The organism is Paenibacillus sp. J22FR5 (assembly GCF_059691975.1).
On the sequence record NZ_JCAUAN010000020.1, the window covers coordinates 1 to 12,649 of the forward strand.

The 12,649-nt window shown below is 44.1% G+C and carries 11 protein-coding genes and 1 pseudogene; 3 read left to right on the forward strand and 9 right to left on the reverse strand.

The genetic code is table 11. The features are described from left to right. Nucleotides 1–1,039: 1,039 nt before the first annotated feature. The 4 genes from AC58P7_RS22070 to AC58P7_RS22085 form a co-directional block, all read right to left on the reverse strand. Nucleotides 1,040–2,116 (reverse strand): Ger(x)C family spore germination protein, encoded by a 1,077-nt coding sequence (locus tag AC58P7_RS22070; RefSeq protein WP_497346688.1) that lies wholly within the window; start codon nucleotides 2,114–2,116, stop codon nucleotides 1,040–1,042. Beyond that, nucleotides 2,113–3,201 carry a GerAB/ArcD/ProY family transporter gene (locus tag AC58P7_RS22075; protein ID WP_497346690.1) on the reverse strand — a complete coding sequence of 363 codons (1,089 nt, stop codon included), beginning with the start codon at nucleotides 3,199–3,201 and terminating at the stop codon, nucleotides 2,113–2,115. The genes AC58P7_RS22070 and AC58P7_RS22075 overlap by 4 nt, the downstream gene beginning before the upstream one ends. Nucleotides 3,202–3,224: 23 nt before the next feature. Beyond that, nucleotides 3,225–4,676: a spore germination protein gene (locus AC58P7_RS22080; RefSeq protein WP_497346692.1), complete on the reverse strand. Its 1,452-nt coding sequence runs from the start codon at nucleotides 4,674–4,676 to the stop codon at nucleotides 3,225–3,227. Nucleotides 4,677–4,904: 228 nt separating this feature from the next. Further along, on the reverse strand, nucleotides 4,905–5,156 hold the full coding sequence (locus AC58P7_RS22085) for a hypothetical protein (protein WP_497346694.1): 252 nt from the start codon (nucleotides 5,154–5,156) through the stop codon (nucleotides 4,905–4,907). Nucleotides 5,157–5,374: 218 nt separating this feature from the next. Between AC58P7_RS22085 and AC58P7_RS22090 the strand changes: the two genes are divergently transcribed. Further along, a complete protein-coding gene (locus tag AC58P7_RS22090) occupies nucleotides 5,375–5,677 on the forward strand; it encodes a hypothetical protein (protein WP_497346695.1) in 303 nt (100 codons plus the stop codon). A gap of 535 nt (nucleotides 5,678–6,212) precedes the next feature. On the opposite strand, the gene AC58P7_RS22095 is transcribed toward AC58P7_RS22090, so the two are convergent. The 5 genes and pseudogenes from AC58P7_RS22095 to AC58P7_RS22115 all read right to left on the reverse strand — a co-directional run. Next, nucleotides 6,213–6,680 (reverse strand): response regulator transcription factor, encoded by a 468-nt coding sequence (locus AC58P7_RS22095; RefSeq protein ID WP_497346697.1) that lies wholly within the window; start codon nucleotides 6,678–6,680, stop codon nucleotides 6,213–6,215. A 9-nt stretch (nucleotides 6,681–6,689) separates the two neighbouring features. Next, nucleotides 6,690–8,333 carry an MFS transporter gene (locus AC58P7_RS22100; protein ID WP_497346699.1) on the reverse strand — a complete coding sequence of 548 codons (1,644 nt, stop codon included), beginning with the start codon at nucleotides 8,331–8,333 and terminating at the stop codon, nucleotides 6,690–6,692. Nucleotides 8,334–8,336: 3 nt separating this feature from the next. Further along, complete coding sequence (locus tag AC58P7_RS22105; protein ID WP_497346701.1) at nucleotides 8,337–9,602, reverse strand: RCC1 domain-containing protein; 1,266 nt, start codon at nucleotides 9,600–9,602, stop codon at nucleotides 8,337–8,339. 3 nt (nucleotides 9,603–9,605) lie between these two features. After that, the gene (locus tag AC58P7_RS22110; protein ID WP_497346703.1) at nucleotides 9,606–10,358 is read right to left on the reverse strand and encodes a dioxygenase family protein; all 753 of its coding nucleotides are present in this window, start codon (nucleotides 10,356–10,358) and stop codon (nucleotides 9,606–9,608) included. 397 nt (nucleotides 10,359–10,755) lie between these two features. Then, a pseudogene (locus tag AC58P7_RS22115) lies at nucleotides 10,756–11,295 on the reverse strand (VOC family protein); the annotation flags it as partial. Nucleotides 11,296–11,436: 141 nt separating this feature from the next. Between AC58P7_RS22115 and AC58P7_RS22120 the strand changes: the two are divergent. Together AC58P7_RS22120 and AC58P7_RS22125 are read left to right on the forward strand one after the other, a co-directional pair. Further along, nucleotides 11,437–11,763 carry a helix-turn-helix transcriptional regulator gene (locus AC58P7_RS22120; RefSeq protein ID WP_497346895.1) on the forward strand — a complete coding sequence of 109 codons (327 nt, stop codon included), beginning with the start codon at nucleotides 11,437–11,439 and terminating at the stop codon, nucleotides 11,761–11,763. A 288-nt stretch (nucleotides 11,764–12,051) separates the two neighbouring features. Beyond that, a complete protein-coding gene (locus AC58P7_RS22125; RefSeq protein WP_497346705.1) occupies nucleotides 12,052–12,639 on the forward strand; it encodes an ArsR/SmtB family transcription factor in 588 nt (195 codons plus the stop codon). Nucleotides 12,640–12,649: the final 10 nt, after the last annotated feature.

Here is a 12,649-nt window from a genome sequence, read left to right on the forward strand (position 1 = left end):
GAACGCGCATCCATTCATTTGTGATGCCCTGATGTGAACAAGATCGAGGATCTTCTTTTCAATTGAGCTTTTATTCTCAGCCATGCTGAAATCCACCATTTTTTTGAAAAGGTCTGGAGATTGCTCCATATAATTTACACGTTGCGTCATAATTGTGTACCTCCTAATTTTTTTGACACTGATAAGACAATTGGCGACTTCAATGTGTGACATAAAAACTATTTCTTTTTTTTACCTCATTAAGCGCTTAAGTGTTAACTATTGCCAATACAACGATTAGCAGTTTTAAATGCTACATGCATCTATAAATTCTTTTCCAACAGATAAACTATAAGATTGCTGGTGATCATGCGGATGCGCTGTAATACACAATACTTTTTGCCATTTTTGTTAATCTCCTTTTTTTGCTTCTTATTATTCCAAAAAAAAAACTTACTCATTCAATACTGATTTCACACATGCTCATAGAGTTTATTGGTCAGTCATTTTTAGCCATATCGTGAGTAAGAAATCGTGTTATTACTTTTACCGTGTTCTTTTTTCAAACGATAGAATGAGCTCCTTCAATAAATTCTTGGCTGGAGTAAGGGATTCCGGAATTGCCCCCATATTTACATGCTGACATGATTTCCGACTACACATCCCAATGGTGATTGTTTCTTTTTTAGTCGGTGGAAATTGGCCCAGTTTGAATTCCAGTGGTCCCTCCTTTAATTCGACGTAACCAAGTGGCTCAACAATACCAACTAGGCAAACAGGACAATTGCTCAAGGTGTCTTCATCCCTTTCTTTTCTGATCAAATTTGTTTAATAATAAGGCAATTGGTGATATGAATATGTGACATCGTTCAGAGTCTTAATTTCCAAAATCTTCATATGAGAAACCCTATATTAGGGCAATAAATTCAGCCTATAATGACCATTCTAAGTAAACAAATAAAAGATTGCCTGCTATCCGGCCTCTCTGACCAAGTGGTTGGCAATCTTTTTTAAAATTATTAATCCAAGTATTGCCATAGCGCCTGTGTGCAATAGACCTTTATTTCCTGATTCCCGTTTCCATAAGATTCACCTTAACGTTCAAGCTAACGTTCAAATTTTGATATTCTTGTTTCCATTCTTCCTCGTTCCATTTTCGCGTTTTACTCCTAACGAAATCCCCTAATCCGAGCGGGTCGATCCCTTCTTTTTTAAATATTTGTATGAGATCCATTCCATTTTTGGTAAGATCATTTTCGAAACGGTCTTTTATTCTCTGCTGCTCTTGTGTTGGAAAGTGAACTCCCATTGAATCAAGAATTTCACCGTTTAGGATAAGGTATATCGTCACTTTTGGACTTTTCGTATCTTTGCTGACGCGATAATTCACTTTTGAACCGACATTTACCACTGCAATGTAAGATCCATTGTCCAGTTTTGCTTCAAGAGTACCGTACTTCACATTTCGCAGAAGAAGTTTCATGACTCGCATCTGCTTTTCGTTCAGTGACATGACATACTTGTCATCCTTAAATAAAGCTAAACCGGAAATCAGAACTTGATCGTTTTGCAATGTAAGGAGAGGTAAAAAAGGGTCCATTCCTTTTCCAAAAAAGGAGTACTCGAACTCGTGAAGATTTTGCATGGGAACAAGCCCGGTCCGCTCGTTCGTATCGAGTAAATTAAACAAAAACATTCCTTTTTCCTCATTTGAACTGAAATTCGCTTGTAACATCTCCTTTGCTTTTCCATCGACAACGGCCAAATACTTGCTTCGCGAAGATTGAGACTCACGAAGTGTCACATCCAATTCGTCTGATAACCCATTTGCCGCCAATTTTTTACCAAATAATGCCACATAAAATTTTCCTGTATTAATGGGCTGGTTTATTCGCATTTCCATTAATTGCAAGATATTCCTACTTGTGTGGCCAACATTTGAGTACCATATATTTGAAACGGAACCGGGTTTACCAGCTTGAAATTTAGGCGCCGTAATTGTAAGTTCGATTTGATCGTTTGGTGCTTCATCGTAGGCGCAGACAGTAGGTATAGTAATTTTGTCCAAAATTTGTTGCTTTACGCACCCCGTTAACAGGAAACAGGTAACCAATAGCAAGAAAAATAACCGATTCATACTGTTCTTCTCACTTTCATTCTGACAACATCGACTATATATACAAATGGGATGTACGCATAAATCATGTAAAATCCGATCTTGGATAACATTGTTTGAACAGCTTCAACACGACTACGACCTGGAATCAGACATACGGCGGTAAAGACCAGAATCAATAATATCGGCAGGACTGTCAATTGTTTCACAGTGAACATGAATTTAAACATTCGGCTTGACGCCCAAAGACAGAAGCATATGATGGGAATTACCCATAATATCTGTGAAGCAGCGCCGATAAATTCAAATCGTTCAATTAAAGGAAAATGAACAAATTTATATTTGGTTAATTGCGGCCATATTTCATTCGATAGTTGTTCGGGTTTGAACAACAACAACGAAATGAAAACAATCATAAGATAAAGTAATGTTGCAACAAAATTCGCCAAATGCGCCCATTTTTGCGATTTTTTTGGTGTTTTGATGAAAGTGTAGCAGAAAAAGAGCGTCTCCACGCCTAAAAAGGGAAATGTAAATTCCTTACTTGCTTGAATGATATCGTTCAGCGAATGATCCATAATGGGAGATAAATTGTTAAAATGAAAATATTTAGCAGTAAAAACCATTGAAATTAATGTAAATATTCGCAGGAAGCTAAACATACAAATGCCCACGATAACTCGAAAACCTCCTGCAACGATGTAATAAACAAGCAGGAGCAAAACCAATGCCAACGCCCATGTTTCAAGATCAGGGAATAGCCATACTTGTATAATTTCTATAAATAGCCGCATTTGATAACTTGCAACCAGCAGGAAGTAAACGATAAAGATAAAGTTAAGGCCCCCGCCCGCCCATTTTCCGAAAAATTGTTGATGAATATGAATAAGATCCGTCTCATTACGGTTAAGAATTCGATAACTCATCCAAATGACGATGTGGAAACAGATACCGCATAGGATGACAGAGATCCAAGTATCTTGACCAGCCAATTGAATCGGCTTGGTCGTCATGTTGACATACTCGGGTCCGAACTGCATCGTTAGAATCAATACAAAAACCAGATAAGGCGATATGGTAAAACGCGGATTTTCTGTTGACTTCATCTTGTATCACTCCCAAAGCTGCTTCACTCGTCTATGTCTCTTTTTATGTTTGCGTTTTTCCTATTGAATCTTACGGGTTTTGGTGATCTTAAAAAGCTAAATCTATGATGAAATTTGGAATAGGGAGGACGAATGACCGTATCATATAAGTCGGAAGTGCGAAAAGGATAAAAAGGAACCAGGTAAGGCATCCCGAGTGACGTTAATCGCAACAGATGCGCAACCAAGAAAAGCGTGCAGATAATAATACCCAGTAACCCCCATAATTGCGCTGCGAAGATAAATGGAAAACGAAGAACTCGTATGGTAGCGCTCATTCGAAAAATAGGTGTAGCGAAAGAAGCCAACGCAGCTAACGCCACTATGATCAATAAAAAATTGCTTGTAAGCGCGGCTTCAACTGCGGCCGTCCCGAGCACAATACCTCCGACTATTCCGATGGTTTGTCCGATTTTCGTAGGCAATCTGGCGCCCGCTTCCCGTAACAATTCAATGGCAAGCTCCATAATGAGCACTTCCACGACTGGCGGAAAAGGTACATTGATCCTCGAAGAAATGATCGTGGGCAAAAAAACATTGGAGATACCCTGACCGTGATAGGTCATAACAGCAAAATATAAGGGTGAGGCAAAGACGGAAAACATCACGGAGAACATGCGAATCAGCCGTAATATGGAGCCGATAATCCATGGTAAATAATAATCTTCATAAGTAATAAAAAAAGACCCCAAGGTGACCGGCGCAAAAAACGCAGTCGGGGACCCGTCCATCAATACGCAGATTTGCCCCGACGATACGGCCCAGGCAGCGTAATCAGGCCTTTCGGTCCCGATGTTTTGTGGAAAGATGGAGTTGGAATCATCTTCGATCATTTGTTGAAGGATCGTGCTATCCGAAACTTGATCGAATTGCACATCCTCTATGCGCTGAATGCATGTATGTAAATATTGTTCGTTCGCTACTCCCTCTATGTAGCAAATCGCAACTCTCGACTTGGATAAACTCCCTACAGTGCGCTCTTTTATACGCAGCTCGGGTATGGGAACTCGCTTGCGAAGCAAGTTAAGATTGATGTCCAATGATTCAACAAAGGCTTCTTTCGGTCCTTCCACGGTGAATTCGATTTCGGGTATCGTTACGTTGCGACCCTTGGATGCGGCGGCATTGACCAAAATACAATGATGGCTTTGATAGCCAAATTGAATAGCGACATTTCCCCGCAAAATTTTGTTTTGAATAAGGTCCCAATCGAAGGATATTTCTTTTTCCGCTACGGGGATCAAGTGGTACAAATCCTCGAAGGATATGTCCGAATTGTTGCTCAGGCAGCCCAGGATATGCTGTTGCAAGACTTTCGGCTCCGTAAGGGATTTAAAATAACCGATGAGAAAACGCTCCGTGTTCGTTTGATGTTCGTAGCAAACGAAATCCGATGATTCACTAAGCTCCTTCCATAACAGAGGGACTGAATTCATTTCTAACCACTCTTTTCCTATTTTCAATTTCTCAAGTTCATTTTCTCTCTTCAAACGGATAATTATACAGAATCAAAGCATAGTGAGCTAAAAGAAAAATATGACTTGCAGAACGTCATGCCGTTTGACCTGCAAGTCACCGGTGATTTCTCCGAATTAAAAGAAAGAATGAATGAAAGCCCGTGCGTTTGATAGAGATAATTGGAAATTCAGCAATTGGGATACGTTTCATAATAATTGATAATAGCCTTGATTGTGGAGAAGCTTATGCGAGCGTTTCCTTTTAGAAAATGAATGGGTTACGCTCTCCGTCATTGTCTCTTCACGACTATACTTCCCCCTTTTCCAATCGCCAACGATTCTCAAGCGAATGTTGTCGCCGCACCAGGCGTATTTCATCACATTCTCCAAAAACGGCTGCAATATGAGCTTGGTCGTCGTATACGAGAGGATCTGTGGGTCAATGTCGTTCACGAACATCTACTGCCTTCCTTTTGAAAATATCGCTTTGCTGCGGGCCCACTTTATCCTGCATACGGTGGGGGAGGACGGTACTCCGTCTCAAATCGAAGGCCACACTTCGGAGATTTTCCGAATGCAGCCCGACAACCTCTGGCTTTATATTGTGGATCATCCATTTGGCGCTGATCCTCTGCAGGCGGCGGGAACCTGAGCAGCACCCCTGAATATACAGAAAGGTGGTTGAGCAGATCCATTCCTCTGCTCAACCACCTTTCTGTATTCAACCATCCCAGCTAGGCCGCCACGCCGTAGTATGTTCTATGTTAGTCCAGCTTCAGTTCTGCAGCTATCACCCGCTCCAGGTTCGGCTTCGCCTGCAGAAAATCACGGTAGGCCGTGTACTCCGCAGACGCTTCTGCCGCTCGGCAGCTTCCAGCGGCTTCAGGGCTCGGACGGCGCGGATCACATCGGTCGCAAGAGCAGAGAAGCGCTCTTGTCTTACTTTGCGGCCTGTGCCAGCTACGCTGGTATTGGTTTAATCACTCCCCGGGTTGACTGATGACTTTCTTCCATACGACTAAGGACTTCTTCCTCAATACAAGAAAATATAATAAGCGTTCACCCAATAGTATAGAGTGAACGCCTAATTTACTTCAAAACTTTATTTGTCACCCGATATGTGCGCCCGCCCGTTGTTGGGTGACAAATAAGTTTTGAAGTGCAAGAAGCCAGCAAACTCAAGGGTTTGCTGGCTTTTCGTATAAAATCGATTTACAAATTAAGTTTTGAAGTGTTGTTTTGGAGTGAAAAACCTGAATTACAAATAAGTTTTGAAGTACTTTTTACAAACCATTTTGCCTACAATCTCTTTCAGCTATCGTTACCCGTTAGTTCAACGGTGAGACCATTACTTTGGGAGTTCATTAATGACTCCATCCAAAGGAAATCCCATTTCGACAAATTCTCCTGTATTAGCATTGATATCAACTACAATTATATTTTGTTGGCAAGTCTCTTGAGTGATCCAATCCCAAAAACGATCTCCTATAATGTAGGTGAATTTGTGTCGCAAGACTACAATGTTGGGACATTTGTGCATTTTTTGATGACACAAATCCTCCTATATGAAAATAAAAAAGCCTGATTCCTCAGGCATTTGCATTTAAAATTATGTAGGCACATTTGTGTCATTGGACACTCCCTGACGGTAAGCGGAATTACCACTTCGTCCAAATAAGCCGACATTTCATCCGCGTCCATCAGAAGGCTTCCTATGCACATCTTCTTTTCATTGGCAATGTTAGCTCGGCGTAGCAGAGCACCAACACGCAACACCAATTCATCCATATCAATCGGTTTGACCATATAATCGTCAATGCCGATTCGGAACCCCTTTTGCTTGGAGGAAATATCGTCACGGGCGGTCATGAACAAAATCGGTATCGTTTTATCTTGATTCCTTATATGGGTCGCAAACTCAAATCCATCCATCTCAGGCATCATAATATCCGAAACAATCAAGTCCACCATGTTGTCAACCATCGCACTTGTTCAGTCATCTTCCAGTAGTTCGGCTAGTTCCTCGCGATCCGCCTGATCGGCAGTCTTATGAATGGTGCCGTAGGGGTGTTCGGATGGTGCGTAGATGCTGTAGATTTTGAGTGGTTTATTACCCGTGTTTATGACGTTATGGAACATGCCTGCGGGAACCATAATAGCACTATCTGTTGTTGCTTGCTGCTCGAAAGAAAGGTCATCTTCACGTGGTCCCATTTGTACGATGGCGTCGCCGTCCTCGATTCGCAGGAACTGATCGATATTTCTGTGTACTTCCAAACCGACCTCGCCGCCTACTGGGATTGACATTACCGTGACTTGCAGCTGCTGACCTGTCCAGATTGCCGTGCGGAAATTGTCGTTTTCAACCGTCAGTTTTTTGATATCGGCTACATACGGTTTGCGGCCAAAATCAGTTTTGCTGTCGTAATCGCGTTGCTGAGTAAAAAACAGGTATGCCGCAAGCCCTACCGCCAGTAATCCTGTAATCGCAAAGACAATTTTTGCGCCAAATCCCGCCCAAGCAAAACCGATCATGAGTGTTCCAATGAGTGTAGCAACCGCCTGAAAGGCCATCATAACACCAAAACCCGTTGCTCGATCTTTCTGCTTTATATGAAGCGACATCCAGGCACTCGTCAGGCCTTCATAGACGCTCTGGAAAACCGCATAAATAATGAAGGCGGCAAAGACAAGCAAGAGCGGCAGTTCGTTTTGGCTTAGCAGCATATACGTTGCGCCAAGCGATAGGGCACCAATAGCAAAGGTTTTAGCAAAGCCAATCCGATCACTCAGCGAGCCAAGGTAGTAGATAATGAATGTACCCGTTAGGTTGTAGGCAACGTAGGCGCTAATAATTAGAAGATCGCTCAGACCCAACTCGCGGGCGCGGAGAAGCAGGTAAATGTCGGTGCTTTTAATCAGCGTAATGACCGAAATGAGATACAGTACGCGTTTATAATTGGGTGACGCCGCCCTATAGTGCATCTTCAGGCGACGGTATAAACCTGTAATACCGCCTTTTTCGGCGTTAGGCAGCTCAGCCTTTTTCTTTGGCTCTAGAATAAACCAGCCGGCAATGATTGCGCCAATACCTGGAATAACCGTTAGACCAATAATCAGCGGAATATTTTCACTATACAAATACATAATCGCTAGGGTAATCAGCGGACCGAGCGTGGCACCGAGCGTATCAGCGGCGCGGTGGAAACCAAATACCCGGCCACGATTAACAGGGGTAGAGACATCGGCAAGCAAGGCGTCGCGCGGTGCGTTACGTACCCCCTTACCAAAGCGATCAAGCAGACGAAAGCCAAAAATCGCCCAATAAGTTGGGAAAAGCCCCATCAACGGTTTAGCGAGCGCTGAAATACTATAGCCGATATTCACCAGCCTTTTGCGCCGCTGCAGGTGATCAGAATAGACACCGCTTGCCAGTTTAATCACACCAGCAACAAGCTGTGTAATACCTTCTATTAAACCAATTAGAATTACACCGTAACCGATATCACTGAGGTAGAGCGGCATGATTGGATAGAGCATCTCGGTAGCGATATCAGTAAAAAAGCTGACGATCGACAGAACAATGACATTACGAGATAAAAAAGAGACGGTTTTTCGTTTCGTGTTTGTGTTCATCGTTTAATAGGCCAGTACAAAGGCTCCCCCTGCTATAATATGTGTTTCATTTGAAATATTAGTAAGTTTCGGGGTAGAGTTGTAGTCGGTCGTTACGATTCCGGGCGCTTGGCTATGTTTATTAACACCCCACGCCCATACACGACCCTCTTTGTCGAGCGCCAAGGAGAAGTCGTGGCCGGCGGCAATACTAGTAACCGGCGGCAGGCCCGCAACCACTTCGGGTTCAAACACCCCTTCTAGATTGCCGAGGTTTTTTCCTAGTTGCCCGGAGTTGTCGGCGCCCCACGCCCACACCTTACCGTACGCGTCAAGCGCCATGGAGTGGCGTGTGCTGGTTGCGAGCGCCACGATGCCTTTCAGCCCCGGTATGGTCTCGGCCGGCACAATATCAGCCGTTGGATAGCCCAGCTGCCCATAAGCATTACAACCTTTTGACTTAACCGTGCCGTCAGCTTGCAGCGCCAGCACATGCCCAAAGCCCGCCACAATTTGGGTGCTGCCGGCTAATTCAGGAATTTCAATCGGCGTCAGGCTGCTCACGGCCACAAATCCCTGAAACTCACAGAGTTCCTGCGTGTCGCTGCTGCTCGGGTCGGCGCCCGCATCAACATAATAACTAATACCTGTGGCCGACTGGCCGATCAGCTGCATGAGTTCGGCAAACGTCCGTTTGGTATCGTTTGTACACTTAGCGCCCCAGCCGTAAACTTTTTCATTATCAAGCGTCGCCAGCGAGAAGCGGTGACCGGCGGTTATATGAGCGGCTTTGCTCGGCAAACTAATTTGGGTTGGTTTGCGCAAATCACCCCGGTCGCCCGTGCCGAGCTGCCCGGCGATGTTATTGCCCCAAACCCAAACATTGCCGTACACGTCGAGCGCCATACTATGGCGAAAGCCTGCGCTAATTTCGATAATTGTTGGAAGCCCCTCAACCTTTTGCGGACCGCTCACAATTCCTTTTGCGCTGTTAATACCGACTTGACCGTAGGTATTATCGCCCCAGGCGTACACCGTACCATTCTTAGTCAGCACTAGTGAATGATCAAATCCGGCCGCCAACTGCGAGACTTTTTCGGGAATATCAATTCTGCTGCTCGTGCCGCTAGTTGAGTAATTGGCGAGTTGACCGTGGGCATTTTTGCCGTTACCCAATATGACTGTCTCGCTGGCTGTACTTTTTGGAAACAAGCTATAAATCACGCCAGCAATCACAGCTAGAGCTAATAAGCCAAAGATAACCTTATGTGGGGTAATGTGTCTGCTCATATACTAGTTAGCTGCAAGTCGGTAATTAAAAGTTGTTGTAGGTATGGTATCAGTGGTGAAGGTAACTTGGTTGTACTTTGGCAAGCTTTGCGCAATATTATCCTGGGAGGCGGGCATTTTGTCTCCGGATAGGCTTGGGATAATCAGTTGAGTTATGACACCTTTGTAACCATTAGCCGTTGTGTTGGTATGAATATGGCGCGTACGCCCCGTGTATTCGCCTGGATAAATAGTGGTGTATTCGTAGTAACCTTTGTCGTCTGTCAGTACATACCCGCGCAGCGATAACTCGCTGGATTTATAGCCGCTGGCCGCACCATTGGAATTGGGGTGATAATTGCCGCTATTGTCGGCATGCCAGATTTCAATTTTGGCGCCTGCGACCGGTGTTGTGCCGGTGGCTCCCGCATAGACATAACCTTGTACCTTGATACTTTTTCCAGTTAAGTTGTCGTAGTTCAGATTGCCTTTAGTCAATGCACTGGTGCCAGTAACATAATAGGGCCCTTGAGTAACTTGCTGGGTGAGCCCACTATCGTTGGCGGCCGCTGTTGTTGCGGTGGCAGTTGCAGTGGCAGTAGTTGTTGGAGTAGCTGTGCTGGTAGAAGTACTACCAGTGGATGGCGTATTACTACTAACTGGTGACTGGGATGAATTACCTGTAGAACAGCCACCAATGATTAACACACCTGCTAGTATCAAAATGATAAGTGATTTGTTTTTTTTCATAAATGAATCCACTTCCTTTTTTTTCATGATTATAACACTACATCGAGTAGTTTAACATGAAAAGTTGCTGAATGTTTGAGACTTATAGTTACATTCCATTTCTCTGCTCTACCGCTATTTATGATACGGTTCAGCATTTCATCTTGGAGGCGAAATTTTAGACCATTCTCCGCGGCGCCATGATTCAGATTTTGAGCTTCAACCTCAAGACATCAAATGAATTCTCGCCTCCCCGGCAAGTGATAGGTTCATTTCACCTAAGCGGGTTTTGTCATTTGTACGTAATCCTATGGCAAATGGACGTTCTCCATATTTACCAAGATATTTTTGCACGTCTTTACTTTCACCGGGGCCAACAAGGATAATATCAGTTGAGCCTAATGAAAATTTATTTCTGTAAGTACCGATGTTCTCCCACTCCCCCCTAATAAATCGGAATATTGCTTGCTTCCTGTAAATCCCGCACGGCCATAATCAACTCTTTAATTCCTATACTTCTATTTTCGTGCTTGCCAGCCTCCTCAAAAGGCACCCTCAAGCTTCTGGACGTACGGTCTGTAATCAAAAAAGGAAGATTCGGGTACGAAAGTCCCCATTGAAATTCCAATTTTGTTCCGTCTGCTTGGATTCGGCTCCCTTCAATTGGACCTAATATGTCCACTCCTCTTTTTCGAATTAAATCCAACTGCTTCTCAAGATCTTCCGTGAATAATGCATATTCTATGATCCCCTCTCCTATTGCAAAATGGGGGATGAAGCGTGTCTCCATAGGACCGCGCCCTTTGGTCATGACGTCTAATTTGCCAATTGTCTTGAACATTTTCGCAAGCATAAGGAGAAAACTGCCAACAGAGAAAAGCTCCAAGTAGGTGCCGTCCTCAAAAGGAATAACCGCATTTTTCGCCCCTCCTTTGAGTTCGCCACCCATGACAACATGAAACCCAGTTGTTGATATTTGCATACGGCCTTTTTCAGATTTTTGACTAAAATAATGGCATGATCAAACTGTAATTTTACATGTACGTCCGTCATCTCATCACCCTCTCAGACCGAATCGGGAGGTGGCACTTCCGAGCAGTTTGTACTTGCTTACGAGGCTGCATCACTGCTCGAAGCAGCCTTCAATGAACCGCTTAAAATCCATGAGTTGGCAAGAAATTTAAACCTAAACCGTTCTTATTTATCGGAATCCTTTAAAAAGGTCTACGGTCTTTCTCCCAGATCTTATAGAGCAGAATCCGGTAAACGTGAGGCCAAAAAGTGGTTGACAGAAACCGAGTTACCTATCGAGCAAATCGCCGATAAACTCCAGTTTTCTTCAGCGAGCCACTTTTGCCAGCACTTCCGACAGTGGACAGGGCTGACACCTCACAAGTTTCGCAATCAGAAAGATCAAGAAAATCTGCCTACAGCGAATTATACTTATTTATGACTTAAAGACCTTTGCACGCTCCAGAACTTTATTTGTCACCCTACAACAAAAAAGAAGAGCCATATATTCATTTAAGAGTTTATTGTATCTGGGATAGCTTCTGAAAAACTAAAAAAGACAGAGAAGTGGGTCTGCTCTGCCCAATAACTTTTCAAAACTTTATTGTCTACTTCAAAACTTATTTGTCACCCAATACCCGTCTTGATTCCGGCCCATTGACTTTCCCTTCCCCACGTAATAAAATAATTGTACGTAACATATACTTTGTACACGGAGGCTATCCTCTCCATGCCACAAGAAAAAGAGATTCAAGAAAGCTACTACATCGAGTCCCCCGAGCAAGCGACCGTCTTGCTGAATCCGCTTCGCGGAGAAATCATCGCCCAGCTCCTGGAGCCTGGCTCCGCTGCAGAAGTGGCGCGAACTTTAGGCGAGACTGCTCAGCGCATCAACTACCACCTCAAGGCGTTGGAAAAAGCCGGCCTCGTTCAGCGCATAGGCACACGCCAAGTGCGCAATCTGGTAGAGGTGTTGTACCGCTCCATTGCCAAAACTTTCGTGCTCGCCGAATCGCTCAGCATGAAGCCAGAAACCTTGCAAAAGTTGAAGGATCAAAGCTCCCTTGCTCATCTCGTGACGACATCCGAGCGAATTCGCCGAGATGCCATGCTGCTCATGGAGCAGTCTGATGTCGGTGAGGTGATCCCTAGTGCGACGCTGCAGCTTCAAGTTCACCTTTGCTCCGAACTGCAACGGCAAGCTTTCATTGAGGATTATGCCGCGATGGTCCAACAGTTAGTGGAGCGTTACTCAGGTAGTCAGGCTCAAGACGCATATCATGTTTTGCTAGCCGTGTACCCCAAACCGAAGGAATGAGGAGGCATTT